This is a genomic window from Bradyrhizobium sp. 138, assembly GCF_023074075.1.
Lineage (GTDB): Bacteria > Pseudomonadota > Alphaproteobacteria > Rhizobiales > Xanthobacteraceae > Bradyrhizobium.
The window spans coordinates 119,004-132,826 of record NZ_JADPKT010000003.1 but is presented as its reverse complement, the minus strand read 5'-3'; the positions used below and the strand labels follow the sequence as shown (position 1 = coordinate 132,826).

Below are 13,823 nucleotides of genomic sequence, written 5' to 3'. Positions count from 1 at the left end.
GGTCCAATTTTATCTGAATTGTCCAAGAAGCCATTTACTTCTCTCCGGTAAACAAGCGGCCATGGGGAGGCGGTCAGCAAGAGCCGCCGCAACACCAACGATAACAAAGCGAGCCAGCCATGTCGGTAAGGTCTAAGGTCATTGAGGCGATCCAGCAGATCGCCAGAGAGCAGCACGTCACGCTTCCCGCTCTTTCGGACGATCTGTCCCTGCACGAAACGGGCTTCGACTCGCTCGCCTTCGCCATCCTGGTCGCGCGCCTCGAGGACGAGACCGGTGTCGACCCCTTCACCATTTCCGAGGACGCAGCATTCCCCGCTACGGTGGGCGATTTCGTGCGGGCCTACGAAAATGTCCCCGCGTGAGATCTTTGCGCTCCGCGACCATCTCGGCGCGGAGCTGAAGGGCCGCACGATTTCCGATGCGCATGAGGTCGTGTCGCTGACCGACATCCTGTCGCACACGGTTCTGGGCGGCCGCCTGCGCGAGCTGTCGGGCCGCGCCGTGCTGCTCAAATTGTCCGACCAGCTTCGCTCCGGCCTTGCGATGATCGAGCTCGATGGCATCGCCCGCCGCATGCTGCTATGTCCGCCCGACCTCAATCCGGCGCATCTCGAAGCGCTGATCGCTGATGCTGCGATTGATGCCGTTGTCACCGACGCGCCCGACCGCTGGGCTGATACGGGCATCACGCTCGTCGTCACTGCGCAATTGCCGCTTGAAGCCACCGCGCCGGTCAAGTCCGAACGCGCCACCGAATGGCTGATGCTCACCTCGGGCACCTCAGGCGTGCCGAAAATCGTCGGCCACACGCTGGAAGCGTTGACCGGGGCGATCGTTGCCGAAGGCCCGGCCCGTGGTCCGGCGCCGGTCTGGGCGACGTTCTACGACATCCGCCGCTATGGCGGCTTGCAGATCTTCCTTCGCGCCGTTCTCTCCGGCGGCTCGATGGTGCTGTCGGACCCGCATGAGGCGCTCGGTGATCACGTCGCGCGGCTGAAGGCGCGTGGTGTCTCGCACATCTCCGGCACGCCTTCGCATTGGCGCAAGCTGTTGATGAGCGGTTCGGCGACGCAATTCACCCCTCGCTACGTCCGCCTCTCCGGTGAAATCGCCGACCAGGCGGTGCTCGATGGGCTGAAGGCGGCATTTCCCAATTCCTCCGTCGGTCATGCCTATGCCTCGACCGAAGCCGGCGTCGGCTTCGCCGTGAATGACGGGCTGGAGGGCTTTCCGGCCGACTATCTCGGCAATCGCAACGGCGTCGAGATGAAGGTGGTCGACGGCTCGCTCCGTATCCGCTCGACGCGCACCGCGCATGCCTATGTCGGCCGCAGCGCCGCGGCGTTGACCGATGGCGACGGATTTGTCGACAGCGGTGATATCGTCGAGCTGCGCGGTGACCGCTATTACTTCGTCGGCCGCCGCGGCGGCATCATCAATATCGGGGGGCTGAAGGTCCATCCCGAAGAGATCGAGGCGGTGATCAACCGTCACACCGACGTGCGGATGTCGCGGGCCAAATCGCGGAAAAGCCCGATCACCGGCGGCATCGTGGTCGCCGACGTGATCCTCACTGAGAGCACCGATCCCGCGCGCGCAAAAGAAATCCGCGACCAGATCCTGGATCTGTGCCGTGCGCAGCTCGCCTCCCACAAGGTGCCGGCGGTGATCCGCTTCGTCGAGGCGCTCGATGTCACCCCGGCCGGAAAACTGGCGCGAACCGATGCACAATAACGTTCTCGTCACCGGCGGTAGCCGCGGCATAGGTCTCGCGATCGGCAGACGCCTCGCTGGCGCCGGCTATAACGTGATCGCGGCGGCACGACGCGAGAGCGACGAGCTCAAGGCGGCGATTGCCGGGTCCGACGGATGCTTGCATTTCCGCGCCTGCGACCTTGCGGTGATCGACGCCATTCCGGCTTTTGCAAAACTGTTGCGCGACGAGTTCGGACCCATCTACGGCCTCGTCAACAATGCCGGCCTCGGCACCGAGGGTTTGCTCGCCAACATGCATAATTCCGAGATCGAGGCGCTGGTGCAGCTCAACGTGCTGTCGCCGATCATTCTCACCAAATATGTGGCGCGCCAGATGATGGCGGACGGCACTGGGCGCATCATCAACATCTCCTCGATCATTGCGTCGACCGGCTATAACGGTCTGTCCGTCTATGGCGCGACCAAGGCCGCCGCTACCGGCTTCACCCGCTCGCTGGCGCGCGAGGTCGGCAAGCTCGGCATCACCGTGAATGCGATCGCGCCGGGCTTCATCGACACCGAGCTCACGCACAATCTTTCCGACGACGGGCGCAAGCGCATTGCCGGCCGCAGCGCGCTGCGCCGCCTGCCGGAGACGGACGACGTCGCGCGCATGGTGGAATATCTGCTCGGCGAGGGCGGCCGCAATGTCACCGGGGCCGTGTTCACCGTTGACGCGGGGAATACGGCATAGGCGGAACCCGGCCGACATGATTGCGTTGATCCGGCGCAATGACATTCAGCCGGATTTGGTCGTAAGATGCCCCGCAATCGATTGGGTTACGTCAATCGATCTGCCCTAATCGAGAAGGAGCAGTCCATGGCCATGCCTGACATGACCGCTTCAAATCAGGGCCGGACGGAGCAATCCCGCGCGAAGCCGGATGATGTCCATTGCCCGCCGATGACTCATCAAAATTCCGGCAGTCACGGCCATGAGATGTACCCACAGCAATTCGTGCGCCTGGTCGGCTGCCACGACGCGACTCTCGATAATATGCGCAAGCGTCAGGACGAGAAGCTGCATTAGCTTCTCACGTCCGGCGCAAGTCCTTCGGCAGGTCAATTCGTTCGTGTGAAAATTCCGGCGGCCCTTCGGTGAGGCGGCGGATGCGGCCGCCTGCGGCCTTGCAACGCGGTCGCATCTTGTTGTCGCCGCATCTTGTTGTCCAGGCCTGTTTCGGCCAATGATCGAAGGGGGCCGCCGGCCGGCGAACCCGGATCGATTCTGCCGCGTATTTGTTTTCGCATTCCAACCATCCAGCATCCCCGATGACCTCAGGCGAATCCTTCTATGGCGGCATTCCCGTCTTCCGCGGCTTCACCAGCCTGATGGACCCTGCGCTCTATGCGCCGCTGCCGGACGACTGGAGCATCGGCGTTGCCGATATCGTCGATTCGACCAAGGCGATTGCGGCGCAGCGCTACAAGGCGGTGAACATGGCCGGCGCCGCCGTGATCGCGGCGGTGACGAACGCGCTTGAGGGACGCGAATTCCCCTTCGTGTTCGGCGGCGATGGCGCCAGCTTTGCGGTCGCGCCTCACGATCTCGAACGGGCCCGCGATGCGCTGGCTGCAACCGCGACCTGGGTGCGAGAGGATCTCGATCTGACGATGCGTGTCGCCCTGGTGCCGGTCAGTGCCATCCGCGCGCAGGGCCTCGACGTGCGCGTCGCGCGCTTCGGTCCCTCGGCGAACCTGTCCTACGCAATGTTCTCCGGCGGCGGTCTCGCCTTCGCCGATGCGGCCATGAAGCGCGGCGAATTCGCGGTGACGGAAGCGCCCGCCGGCACGCAGCCCGATCTTTCCGGCCTGTCCTGCCGCTTCGAGGTGATGCCGGCCTCACGTGGATTGATCCTGTCGGTGCTCGTGATGCCAGCACGCGGCGCCGATCCGCATGCATTCCGCAAGGTAATCGAGGACATCATCCACCTCGTCGAGCGCAGCCCGGATGGCGGCCGCCCGGTGCCGCCGCAGGGGCCGCCGCTGAAATGGCCGCCTCAGGGACTCGACTTCGAGGCCCGCACCAGGCGCGGCGGTCCGCTGCTCGCACGCAGAGCCAGCGTGCTGGCCTATACGCTGTTCGCCTATCTGATCATGCGCTTCGATATCAAGGTCGGCGGATTCGTGCCAAACCTCTACAAACGTCAGGTGGTCGAGAACTCGGACTTCAGGAAGTATGATGATGGCCTGCGCATGATCCTCGACTGTACGCCGGAGCTCGAACGCGCCCTCAACGATCGTCTGACAGCGGCCGCGCGCGAGGGCATCGTGCGCTATGGCCTGTACCAGCAGGACGCCGCCATGATGACCTGCTTCACGCCCTCGGCGCTGCGCAGCGATCACGTCCACTTCATCGATGGCGCGCGGGGTGGCTATGCCTCGGCGGCGACCGCGCTGAAGGCGATGATGGCGTGAGGCGTTACCGCCCCGCGCGCGTCCAGGTCTCGCCGCCGCAGAGCGCGCCGACGCAGCCTTCGACCCGCAGCGAATCCGCTGACATCGCCGTGACGCTGCTGGCATAGCTGCTGCCATCGTCGGCGTTGTAGATCTGGCCCGACCATTTGTTCTGGCCTGACGGCTGCATGCCGTTGAACAATGGCAGGCCGATCATCGGGCGCCTGGCGAGCGCGGGATTGGGATTCTTGCTGTCGGTAGCGGGCTGGCCGGTGGCGGTATCGTAGGGTTCGCGCAGCCAGACGATGTGGCCACAGATGCCGTCGCCGCATTTGCTGATCTTCACGCGCGCATCGCCCGCCTGGGTGAGCCAGGTCCCGTCCGCATTCTGCGCACGCGCGGCAGATGCGCCAAGCAGCGCCACGAGAAGGACGACGAGAGCAGCGAATCTGGAAGTCATGGAGAGGGGCCCCGAAAATGGAGCGCCTCCATAGCAGGCCGGCGGGATAGTGCAACGCTGGCTGGAATCACATTCCTGCGCTTATGAGCCTGCGCTCATTTGCCCCACCGCGCGAAGGCGACCGAGGCCGCAGTCGACAGGCCGAACACGACCATGGCGCCGCCGACCAGCGCGAACAACGTCCAGGCCGGCGCCTGCGCTATCATCAGCCCGATGCCGCCGATCGCGACGATCAGAAGCCGCGCGGTGGAAGCGAGCACGGGGCCACCGACGCGCGCCGCGCCTTGTGAGGAGAAATACAGCGACACGCCTATGCCGAAGAACGCGAAGGCCGGGCCGGCCCAATGGAAATAGCTGTAGGCGGCGGCGGAGACGCCGGGATCCCGCGTGAAGAGCGCGACCCACAGCGACGGATCGAGCGCGATGACGAGCCCGACCAGCCCGACCGTGAGTCCGGAGGCCGCCGCTGCGGTCCAGGCCACACGCCGCGCCCGCTTCACATGTCCCGCACCCATCGCCACACCGACCATCGGCACCGAGGCGATGCCGAAGGCGAAGGTGATCGGGATCAGCAGGAATTCCAGCCGCGAGCCGATGCCGTAGCCGGCTAGCATCTCGGTGCCGAAGGTCGCGAGGATTTTTGTGAAGACCAGGATTGTGAGCACGGTCTGCAACGGCGACAAACAGGCCACCGCACCCACTTTGAGAATGTCCAGGAACATCGCGCGCTCGAAATGAAACGCACGAAGGTTGATCGGCAGCCGGCTGCGGCCGGACGCGAGATACCAGAGCAAGAAGATCGCAGCGAAGGTGAACGCGATCAGCTGGCCGCTCGCGACCCCCGGCATGCCGAATTGCGGCGCTCCGAACAGGCCGAGCCCCAGCGTGCCACCGAGCGCGACCTGGAGCACGCTCGCCCCGATCAACGTTATCGAGGGCAGGCGCATGTCGCCGGTGCCGCGGATCACCGAGGCCAGCGTGTTGACGAGCCAGATCGCGACTGCGCCGGAGAACAGCACCTGCGAATAGCCATTGGCCTCCTCGAGCACGTGATCGCGTCCGCCGAGCAAGGCGAAGAACGAGCGGCCGAAGACGAGCATCATCACCGTGAAGAACAGCCCGCCGCAGAGGCCGATGATGGCGGCATGCAGCGCCAGCGTCGCGGCGCGGTCCCGATCGCCTGCGCCGAGTGCGCGGCTGACCGCGGAGGAAACGCCGCCGCCCATCGCGCCCGCGCTCATCATCTGCGTCAGCATCGCGAACGGAAACACCAGCGCGATCGCGGCGAGCGGAATGGTGCCGAGCCGACCGATATAGGAGGTCTCGGCGATCGCCACCAGCGTGCTGCCGACCATCGCGATCATGTTGGGGATCGCGAGCCGCAGCAGCGTCGGCAGGATCGGCGCCGTCAGCAGGCTGGCTATGGAGAAGGCGACCGGGGCACGCGGCGGCGCGGCGTCAAGGGAGGCGTCGATCGTCATGGGTCACCGGACGGAATTAGATGATGATCGACATGTTATAGGGGCAGGCAGGCCCCGGCGGCAGCCTCACCTCACGCAGGGGTCACCACGGCAGGCCGCATAGGTCGATGGTGCCCAAAGTCGGCGCGCGGACGATGTCGAAGACGTAGGGCGCCATGTGGGTGAAGCGGATCCGCCCCTCCGGCTGCTCGCAATAGACCTCCCCGGTGAAGGGTCGCCATTTGCGGGCCTCGTAGAACGCGAAATTGTGCGGCTCGCAGAACAGCAACGCGAAGCGGACCGCCTTGTTTGCCCGCATGGTGTGCACCGCCGCGTCGATCGCCAGGGTCGCGTAGCCGCGGCCGCGCCGGTCCTCGCGGGTGCAGACTCCGCCGATGCCGCCGACGTGAACCTTCTGCCCATTCCAGGTTACGGTGCGGAAGTAGACGCCGACATGGCAGACGAGACCGTCCTCGGGCGTTTCGACCAGCACGCGAAGATGGGCGTTCTCCCATTTGACGCCAGCCCAGGGCTTGTCCGCGACCATGTGCGGCCCCCAGACCGCCTGGTGCAGCGGCTCCGCAATCGGCCATGAGGCGTCACCGTTCAAGATGTCGATCTCGATGCTCATGATTCTGTCTTTCGCGCGTCGGTTCGTAGTGCATTCGTTCCGCGATAAGCACCTCAAAGGCAACGATATTTTGCATCAAGTCACCAAGGCGGAGCGAATGTCGCGTCGTGCGACGATTTTATGCAATCCGGCCACGCGTCGCGTTTTCGCAAATTCTGAGGTATTTAACGGCCGCGGAACCTTCTATAAGGGGTGACCGTTAGAACTCGTTCCCACCAGTTGCGGACAAGAACCCATGACCTTTACGCTGCCCCCACTCCCTTACGCCTATGACGCCCTCGGCCAGTACATGTCGAAGGAGACGCTGGAATTCCATCACGACAAGCATCATCAGGCCTACGTCACCAACGGCAACAACGCGCTCAAGGGGACCGAATGGGAAGGCAAGTCCCTTGAAGAGATCGTCAAGGGCTCGTTCGGCAAGAACCCCGCAGTGTTCAACAATGCCGGCCAGCACTACAACCACATCCATTTCTGGAGCTGGATGAAGCCCAATGGCGGCGGCACCAAGCTGCCCGGCAAGATCGAGAAGAAGATCAACGAGGACCTCGGCGGCTTTGAGAAGTTCAAGACCGACTTCCAGGCGGCCGGCGTCGGCCAGTTCGGCTCCGGCTGGTGCTGGCTCCAGGTCAAGAACGGCAAGCTCGAGATCTCCAAGACCCCGAACGGCGAGAATCCGCTGGTGCACGGCGCCACCCCGATCCTCGGCTGCGACGTCTGGGAGCACTCCTACTACATCGACTATCGCAACCGCCGTCCGGACTATCTCAAGGCGTTCGTCGAGAACCTCGTGAACTGGGAATACGTCGAGTCCCTGTTCGAGAAGGCCTGAGTTCTCACCTCGTCGTTCCGGGGCGATGCGCTAGCATCGAACCCGGAATCTCGAGATTCTCAGGTGCGCAATTGCGCACCATAGTTCGGCTTCGCCGCCCGGAATGACAGAATAGCGAGAGGCGGTCGCGCATGCGGCCGCCTCTTTTTGCTGTGCGGAATTGCCCTGCGCGGTGCGCGCGCAGGTCTGTCATCGTACCGTTTGCATCCCTCTGGCGGCGCGCTTAATCAGAACGGGCATCATCCTCGAGCCGCCCCACACCCGTTGTCAGAACCTTCCCCGAAAGACCCGGCGCCTGCCGAGGACGCGGACTCCGAGCCGCGGCCGGGGCGAGCGCGCAAGCCGATCGGCTGGTCGACGATCATCATCGCCGCGCTGGTCGCGGTGAGCGCGGCGCTGGTCTGGCGGCGTGACGGCACCGACGGTGTTCTCGACATTCCGACCTCTCGCTGTTCTCAGGCATCCTGCCACGCGTTCTGGCCGGCTGCCTGCTCGGGGCGTTCATCTCGGAAATCCTGCCGCACGAAAAAGTCTCGCGCTCGCTCGGGCCGAAGTCTGGCCTGAAGGGGCTTTTGATCGGGACCGCTTTCGGCGCGATCCTGCCCGGCGGTCCCTTCACCGCATATCCCGTGGCGAGCGCGCTTCTAGCTGTGGGCGCCGATTTCGGCGCCACCATCGCGATGGTCGTGAGCTGGACCTTGATCGGCTATGGCCGGGCGGTGGCCTGGGAAATCCCGATCATGGGCACCGATTTCACGCTGTGGCGGATCCTGATCTCGCTGCCGCTGCCGGTGCTCGCCGGCGCGCTCGGCCGCTTCGTCTATGTGCGGATGTATCCGAAGCCGCCAGCGAAGGACGACGAGACGTGAGCGCGGCGCTGCTGATCGACATCCTGCTGTGGGGCTCGGTCCTCGGCGTCGGGCTGATCGCCTTCCGCCGCGGCCCTCCGGTATTCAAGGCCTCGTTGCGCGAAGGCTCGATGGACTTCATCAACATCGTGCCGCGGATCGCGCTCGGGGTGATCGGCTCCGGCTACATCGCCGCCATCATCCCGCAGGAGCTGATCACCGGCTGGCTCGGACCGGACAGCGGCTGGCTCGGCGTTGCGAGTGCCGTGGTCGCCGGCGCCGCGACGCCCGGCGGCCCCGTGATCGGCTTCTCCATCGGCACAGTCGCGCTGAAGTCGGGCGGCGGGGTGCCGCAGGTGGTCGCCTATGTCGTCGCCTGGGCCCTGTTTGCCTTCCAGCGGGTGATCCTATGGGAAATCCCGTTCATGCCGGCCCGTTTCGTCTGGTTCCGCTGCGCCGTCTCGGTCCCGTTCCCGTTCGTGGCGGCCGGCATCGCGATGGTGATCGGCAAGCCGTGACCCGACGTGGACAGGCGTAATGTTATATTATAACGTCTGTGGCATGGTTCCCGCCGCGTCCCACGCCCATCATCACGACCATGCTCACGGTCACACCCACGCGCATTCGCACGGGCACGACCACACCCACGCCCATGTCCACGATGCGGCCTCGCCGCATCCTGCCCAGGCGGCGCCCTGGTCGATCCTGCGCATGACCATGGCGGGCCGCCTCGCGGCCGCGCTCGCCGTCTGCGCCGTGCTCTGGGGCGTGGTCTTCCTGGCGATGAGGTGACCATGGCTCAGCTCGCATTCCACAACGTCACGCTCGGTTATGACCGGCACCCGGCCGTGCACCATCTCAACGGCGAGGTCGCACGAGGCGCGCTGGTCGCCGTGATCGGCCCGAACGGCGCGGGCAAGTCGACGCTGCTGCGTGGCATCGTCGGCATCCTCAGGCCGCTCGACGGCAGCATCCATCTCGGCGGGCTTGATAGCAGGGACATCGCCTATCTGCCGCAGAGCGCGGAGATCGACCGCAGCTTTCCGATCTCGGTGTTCGATTTCGTCGGCACCGGGTTGTGGCGCGACGCCGGCCTGTTCGGCGGCATCGGCAAGGCCGCCCGCGAGAAGATCCTCCGCGCGATCGCTGCCGTCGGCCTCAATGGTTTCGAGAACCGCCCGATCGGCACCCTCTCGGGCGGCCAGATGCAGCGCGTGCTGTTCGCGCGCGTGCTGCTGCAGGATGCGGCGCTGATCGTGCTCGACGAGCCCTTCAACGCCATCGACAGCAAGACCACGGCCGATCTGCTCGCGCTGGTGAAGCAGTGGCAAGGCGAGGGCCGCACCGTGCTCGCCGCGCTGCACGACATGGAGATGGTGCGCAACCATTTCAGCGAGACCCTGGTGCTGGCGCGTGGACCGGTCGCGTGGGGACCGACGGCGGAAGTGCTGACGCCGGAGAACCTGCTGGTCGCAATGCGGATGTGCGAAGCTTTTGATGACAGCGCGGCGGCCTGTGCGGCCGACGATGCCCGCTCGCGGGCGGCTTGATATCCGATGCTCTATGACGCGCTGATCGGTCCGTTCACCGAATTCGAGTTCATGCGGCGCGCGCTTGCCGCCGTGATCGCCTTGTCGCTGGCCGGCGCGCCGATCGGCGTGTTCCTGATGCTGCGGCGGATGAGCCTCGTCGGCGACGCCATGGCGCATGCGATCCTGCCCGGTGCAGCGGTCGGCTTCCTGCTCTCCGGCCTCAATTTGTTTGCGATGACCGCCGGCGGCCTGGCCGCCGGTTTTGCAGTGGCGATCCTTGCCGGCGTGGTCGCGCGCTCGACGGGGCTGAAGGAGGACGCTTCGCTCGCGACCTTCTATCTGGCCTCGCTGGCGCTCGGGGTCACCATCGTCTCGATCAAGGGCACCAATATCGATTTGCTGCACGTGCTGTTCGGCAACATCCTTGCGATGGATGACCAGACGCTGCTGGTGGTGGCCTTCAACGCCACCGTGACGTTGCTGGTGCTCGCGGTGATCTACCGCCCGCTGGTGATCGAGAGTGTGGACCCTCTGTTCCTGCGCACCGTCAGCCGTGCCGGGGGACCTGCGCATCTCGCCTTCCTCGCCCTCGTCGTCATCAACCTCGTCAACGGCTTTCAGGCGCTCGGCACGCTGCTTGCGGTCGGGCTGATGATCCTGCCGGCCGGTATCGCGCGGTTCTGGTCGCGTGATCTCACCGCCATGATCTGCATCGCGGTCGTTGCTGCTGCGGTCTCGGGCTATGCGGGCCTCGTGCTGTCGTTCCAGACTCGTGTGCCGTCGGGCCCTGCGGTCATTCTGGTGGCGACAATGCTCTACATCGTCTCCGTCCTGTTCGGCCGCGTCGGCGGTATCGTGCGGCAATTGTTTCCCGGCCGGCATCTGGAAGCGTGACGATGCGGATCTTCCTGCTTTGTGCGCTGTTGCTGATCGCCTCGCCGCTCCACGCCGCAGAGCGGCTCAACGTCGTCGCGAGCTTCTCGATCCTCGCCGATCTCGTCCGCAATGTCGGCGGTGACAGGATCAATCTGACCACGCTGGTCGGCGCCGACGGCGATGTGCACGTCTACACGCCGGCACCAGCCGATGCGAAGCGGGTCGCGGAGGCGAAGCTCGTCATCGTCAACGGGCTTGGGCTGGAGGGCTGGCTGCCGCGTCTCGTGCAGTCTTCCGGCAGCAAGGCGCAAATCGTCACCGCCAGCGCCAGCATCGTGCCGCTGAAGCTCGGCTCGGCCGCAGACCCTCACGCCTGGCAGTCCGTCCCCAACGCCAAAATCTACGTGACCGATGTCGCCAATGCACTCGCCGCGGCCGCCCCGGATGACGCGGATGTCTTCCGTGCTCAGGCAAAGGCCTATCTGGAAAAGCTCGAAACGCTTGATCGCGAGGTTCGGGAGGCCATCGCCAAAATCCCGCCGGAGCGGCGCAAGGTGATCTCCACTCACGACGCTTTCGGCTATTTTTCCGCCGAATACGGTATCCAGTTCATCGCCCCTCTGGGTGTCTCCACGGAAACCGAGCCCAGCGCCCGGGATATCGCTGTTATCATCGGCCAGATCAGGGCCCAGAAAATCCCGGCCGTGTTCCTGGAGAATATCAGCGATGACCGCTTGATCCGGCGGATCGCGGCCGAGACCGGGGCCAAGGTCGGCGGGACCCTGATTTCGGACGGGTTGACCGGCGAAAAGGGGCCTGCACCCACTTACATTGACATGGTCAGGCACAATATAAAGGCCCTGTCCAGCGCGCTTGACCATTAGGGCAGGGGCCACCCCGCCTCGCGTCGCGCGAAAAGCCCGAAGTCCGGAGTTGTTATGTCTGAAGTGACCTCTCAAAAGATTCCCGTGACCGTGCTGACCGGTTATCTCGGTGCCGGCAAGACCACGCTTTTGAACCGCATCCTGTCGGAGAACCACGGCAAGAAATACGCCGTCATCGTCAACGAATTCGGCGAGATCGGCATCGACAACGACCTCATCATCGGCGCCGATGAGGAAGTGTTCGAGATGAACAATGGCTGCATCTGTTGCACCGTGCGCGGCGACCTCGTCCGCATCATGGACGGCCTGATGAAGCGCAAGGGCAAGTTCGACGCCATCATCGTCGAGACCACCGGCCTTGCCGATCCCGCGCCTGTCGCCCAGACCTTCTTCGTCGACGAGGACGTGCAGAAGAACGCGCGGCTCGACGCGGTCGTGACGGTTGCCGACGCCAAATGGCTGTCCGACCGGCTCAAGGATGCGCCCGAGGCCAAGAACCAGATCGCCTTTGCCGACGTGATCGTGCTGAACAAGACCGACCTCGTCAACAAGGGCGAGCTTGCCGAAGTCGAGGCCCGCATCCGCGGCATCAACCCCTATGCGAAACTTCACCGCACCGAGCGCTGCTCGGTGGCCCTGGCCGACGTGCTCGATCGCGGCGCGTTCGACCTCGACCGCATCCTCGACATCGAACCGGATTTCCTGGAGGCCGACGATCATGACCACGACCATGATCATCACCACCATCACGGCCACGACCATCACCATCATGGCCACGGCCTGAAGCACTATCACGACGAGGACATGCAGTCGCTCTCGCTCAAGACCGACAAGCCGCTCGATCCCAACGTGTTCATGCCCTGGCTGCAGAACCTGGTGCAGGTCGAGGGCGGCAAGATCCTGCGCTCCAAGGGCATCCTCGCCTTCCACGACGACGACGACCGCTACGTCTTCCAGGGCGTCCACATGATGCTGGAGGGCAACCACCAGCGGAAGTGGAAGGAGGGCGAGCCGCGCGAGAGCCGCCTCGTCTTCATCGGCCGCGAATTGCCGGAAGAGGCGATCCGCAAGGGTTTTGAGAGCTGCATCGTCTCGTGATGAAAGAGTTTACGCCGGCCCCCGATTCCGCCTCGATCGTCTCCGTCACAGACCGCGTCAAGCCTGTTAAGCTCGGCATGGCCGTGACGTCGGTGCACTTCCTCGGGCCCCGCGCCGCCTTCGTTGGCGGCGAGGAGAACGTCGCGTTCGTCGATGCCAAGGGCGAGGTCAGCACTGTCGCCGTGCACAGCGGCGGCATTCTCTCGACTGCCTCTGACGGCAAGCGCCTTGTCATGGGCGGCGACGACGGCAAGGTCGTCTCGCTCGACACCAAGGGCGAGGTGACGCTGCTCGCCACCGATCCGAAGCGGCGTTGGATCGACGCGGTCGCGCTGCATCCGGATGGCGCCTTCGCCTGGTCGGCCGGCAAGGTCGCGACCGTCAAGAGCGGCAAGAGCGAAGAAAAGTCGCTCGAGGTGCCCTCGACCGTCGGCGGGCTGGCGTTTGCGCCGAAGGGGCTGCGGCTTGCAATCGCGCATTACAACGGCGCGACGCTGTGGTTTCCGAACATGGAAGGATCAGCCGAATTCCTGCCCTGGGCCGGCTCACATCATGCGGTCACCTTCAGCCCGGACAACAAGTTTCTCGTCACGGCGATGCACGAGCCGGCGCTGCACGGCTGGCGGCTCGCCGACAACAGGCACATGCGCATGACCGGCTATCCCGGCCGCGTCCGCTCGATGTCCTGGAGCGCGGGCGGCAAGGGATTGGCGACCTCAGGTGCCGACACCGTCATCATATGGCCGTTCGGCAGCAAGGACGGTCCGATGGGCAAGGAGCCCGCGATGCTCGCGCCGCTGCAGGCGCGCGTGGCGGCGGTCGCCTGCCATCCGAAGAACGACATCCTCGCCGCCGGCTACAGCGACGGCACCGTGCTGATGGTGCGGCTGGAGGATGGCGCGGAGATTCTGGTCCGCCGCAACGGCACGCCACCGGTCGCGGCGATCGCCTGGAATGCCAAGGGCACGCTGCTGGCGTTTGCCGACGAAAATGGGGACGGCGGCCTGCTCGAACTTTAATCTGTCATCGTTTGGCCCGTAGGGTGGG

The 13,823-nt window shown here is 64.9% G+C and carries 16 protein-coding genes and 1 pseudogene; 14 read left to right on the top strand and 3 right to left on the bottom strand.

Annotated features, from left to right (window positions below; genetic code table 11):
* Positions 1 to 119: 119 nt before the first annotated feature.
* The 5 genes from IVA79_RS01645 (at position 120) to IVA79_RS01625 (ending at position 4,176) form a co-directional block, all read left to right on the top strand.
* A complete protein-coding gene (locus tag IVA79_RS01645; RefSeq protein ID WP_008135396.1) occupies positions 120 to 365 on the top strand; it encodes an acyl carrier protein in 246 nt (81 codons plus the stop codon).
* Positions 352 to 1,737: a fatty acid--CoA ligase family protein gene (locus IVA79_RS01640; RefSeq protein ID WP_247549856.1), complete on the top strand. Its 1,386-nt coding sequence runs from the start codon at positions 352 to 354 to the stop codon at positions 1,735 to 1,737. The genes IVA79_RS01645 and IVA79_RS01640 overlap by 14 nt, the downstream gene beginning before the upstream one ends.
* On the top strand, positions 1,727 to 2,452 hold the full coding sequence (locus IVA79_RS01635; RefSeq protein WP_247549854.1) for an SDR family NAD(P)-dependent oxidoreductase: 726 nt from the start codon (positions 1,727 to 1,729) through the stop codon (positions 2,450 to 2,452). Before IVA79_RS01640 ends, IVA79_RS01635 begins: the two co-directional genes overlap by 11 nt.
* A 126-nt stretch (positions 2,453 to 2,578) precedes the next feature.
* A complete protein-coding gene (locus IVA79_RS01630) occupies positions 2,579 to 2,788 on the top strand; it encodes a hypothetical protein (RefSeq protein ID WP_247549851.1) in 210 nt (69 codons plus the stop codon).
* Positions 2,789 to 3,030: 242 nt separating this feature from the next.
* Positions 3,031 to 4,176 (top strand): DUF3095 domain-containing protein, encoded by a 1,146-nt coding sequence (locus tag IVA79_RS01625; RefSeq protein ID WP_247549849.1) that lies wholly within the window; start codon positions 3,031 to 3,033, stop codon positions 4,174 to 4,176.
* 4 nt (positions 4,177 to 4,180) lie between these two features.
* Here the strand turns inward: IVA79_RS01625 and IVA79_RS01620 are convergent, their stop codons facing one another.
* The 3 genes from IVA79_RS01620 to IVA79_RS01610 all read right to left on the bottom strand — a co-directional run bounded on the left by IVA79_RS01620 (position 4,181) and on the right by IVA79_RS01610 (position 6,706).
* Positions 4,181 to 4,615: a DUF2147 domain-containing protein gene (locus tag IVA79_RS01620; protein ID WP_247549847.1), complete on the bottom strand. Its 435-nt coding sequence runs from the start codon at positions 4,613 to 4,615 to the stop codon at positions 4,181 to 4,183.
* 95 nt (positions 4,616 to 4,710) lie between these two features.
* Positions 4,711 to 6,096 (bottom strand): MATE family efflux transporter, encoded by a 1,386-nt coding sequence (locus IVA79_RS01615; RefSeq protein ID WP_247549845.1) that lies wholly within the window; start codon positions 6,094 to 6,096, stop codon positions 4,711 to 4,713.
* Between the two features lie 82 nt (positions 6,097 to 6,178).
* A complete protein-coding gene (locus IVA79_RS01610) occupies positions 6,179 to 6,706 on the bottom strand; it encodes a GNAT family N-acetyltransferase (RefSeq protein ID WP_247549842.1) in 528 nt (175 codons plus the stop codon).
* Positions 6,707 to 6,941: 235 nt separating this feature from the next.
* Between IVA79_RS01610 and IVA79_RS01605 the strand changes: the two genes are divergently transcribed.
* From IVA79_RS01605 to IVA79_RS01565, 9 genes and pseudogenes are all read left to right on the top strand, one after another.
* A complete protein-coding gene (locus IVA79_RS01605; RefSeq protein ID WP_247549841.1) occupies positions 6,942 to 7,538 on the top strand; it encodes a superoxide dismutase in 597 nt (198 codons plus the stop codon).
* A 264-nt stretch (positions 7,539 to 7,802) separates the two neighbouring features.
* Positions 7,803 to 8,407, top strand: a pseudogene (locus IVA79_RS01600) (permease).
* A complete protein-coding gene (locus tag IVA79_RS01595) occupies positions 8,404 to 8,904 on the top strand; it encodes a hypothetical protein (protein ID WP_247549838.1) in 501 nt (166 codons plus the stop codon). The pseudogene IVA79_RS01600 and the gene IVA79_RS01595 overlap by 4 nt, the downstream one beginning before the upstream one ends.
* Positions 8,905 to 8,947: 43 nt before the next feature.
* Positions 8,948 to 9,178, top strand: coding sequence for a hypothetical protein (locus tag IVA79_RS01590; RefSeq protein WP_247550537.1), 231 nt, complete (start codon positions 8,948 to 8,950; stop codon positions 9,176 to 9,178).
* Between the two features lie 2 nt (positions 9,179 to 9,180).
* Entirely contained in the window at positions 9,181 to 9,936 is a 756-nt protein-coding gene (locus IVA79_RS01585; RefSeq protein ID WP_247549837.1) for an ABC transporter ATP-binding protein, read from the top strand.
* A gap of 6 nt (positions 9,937 to 9,942) precedes the next feature.
* On the top strand, positions 9,943 to 10,812 hold the full coding sequence (locus IVA79_RS01580) for a metal ABC transporter permease (protein ID WP_247549834.1): 870 nt from the start codon (positions 9,943 to 9,945) through the stop codon (positions 10,810 to 10,812).
* A 2-nt stretch (positions 10,813 to 10,814) separates the two neighbouring features.
* Positions 10,815 to 11,678, top strand: a complete 864-nt coding sequence (locus IVA79_RS01575; RefSeq protein ID WP_247549832.1) for a zinc ABC transporter substrate-binding protein — start codon at positions 10,815 to 10,817, stop codon at positions 11,676 to 11,678.
* A gap of 54 nt (positions 11,679 to 11,732) precedes the next feature.
* Complete coding sequence (locus IVA79_RS01570; RefSeq protein WP_247549830.1) at positions 11,733 to 12,776, top strand: GTP-binding protein; 1,044 nt, start codon at positions 11,733 to 11,735, stop codon at positions 12,774 to 12,776.
* Positions 12,776 to 13,795: a WD40 repeat domain-containing protein gene (locus tag IVA79_RS01565; protein ID WP_247549829.1), complete on the top strand. Its 1,020-nt coding sequence runs from the start codon at positions 12,776 to 12,778 to the stop codon at positions 13,793 to 13,795. The genes IVA79_RS01570 and IVA79_RS01565 overlap by 1 nt, the downstream gene beginning before the upstream one ends.
* Positions 13,796 to 13,823: the final 28 nt, after the last annotated feature.

Coding starts and splice junctions, on each gene's coding strand:
- IVA79_RS01645 (WP_008135396.1), top strand. CDS start 120: ATGTCGGTAAGGTCTAAGGTCATTGAGGCGATCCAGCAGATCGCCAGA.
- IVA79_RS01640 (WP_247549856.1), top strand. CDS start 352: ATGTCCCCGCGTGAGATCTTTGCGCTCCGCGACCATCTCGGCGCGGAG.
- IVA79_RS01635 (WP_247549854.1), top strand. CDS start 1,727: ATGCACAATAACGTTCTCGTCACCGGCGGTAGCCGCGGCATAGGTCTC.
- IVA79_RS01630 (WP_247549851.1), top strand. CDS start 2,579: ATGGCCATGCCTGACATGACCGCTTCAAATCAGGGCCGGACGGAGCAA.
- IVA79_RS01625 (WP_247549849.1), top strand. CDS start 3,031: ATGACCTCAGGCGAATCCTTCTATGGCGGCATTCCCGTCTTCCGCGGC.
- IVA79_RS01620 (WP_247549847.1), bottom strand. CDS start 4,615: ATGACTTCCAGATTCGCTGCTCTCGTCGTCCTTCTCGTGGCGCTGCTT.
- IVA79_RS01615 (WP_247549845.1), bottom strand. CDS start 6,096: ATGACGATCGACGCCTCCCTTGACGCCGCGCCGCCGCGTGCCCCGGTC.
- IVA79_RS01610 (WP_247549842.1), bottom strand. CDS start 6,706: ATGAGCATCGAGATCGACATCTTGAACGGTGACGCCTCATGGCCGATT.
- IVA79_RS01605 (WP_247549841.1), top strand. CDS start 6,942: ATGACCTTTACGCTGCCCCCACTCCCTTACGCCTATGACGCCCTCGGC.
- IVA79_RS01590 (WP_247550537.1), top strand. CDS start 8,948: ATGGTTCCCGCCGCGTCCCACGCCCATCATCACGACCATGCTCACGGT.
- IVA79_RS01585 (WP_247549837.1), top strand. CDS start 9,181: ATGGCTCAGCTCGCATTCCACAACGTCACGCTCGGTTATGACCGGCAC.
- IVA79_RS01580 (WP_247549834.1), top strand. CDS start 9,943: ATGCTCTATGACGCGCTGATCGGTCCGTTCACCGAATTCGAGTTCATG.
- IVA79_RS01575 (WP_247549832.1), top strand. CDS start 10,815: ATGCGGATCTTCCTGCTTTGTGCGCTGTTGCTGATCGCCTCGCCGCTC.
- IVA79_RS01570 (WP_247549830.1), top strand. CDS start 11,733: ATGTCTGAAGTGACCTCTCAAAAGATTCCCGTGACCGTGCTGACCGGT.
- IVA79_RS01565 (WP_247549829.1), top strand. CDS start 12,776: ATGAAAGAGTTTACGCCGGCCCCCGATTCCGCCTCGATCGTCTCCGTC.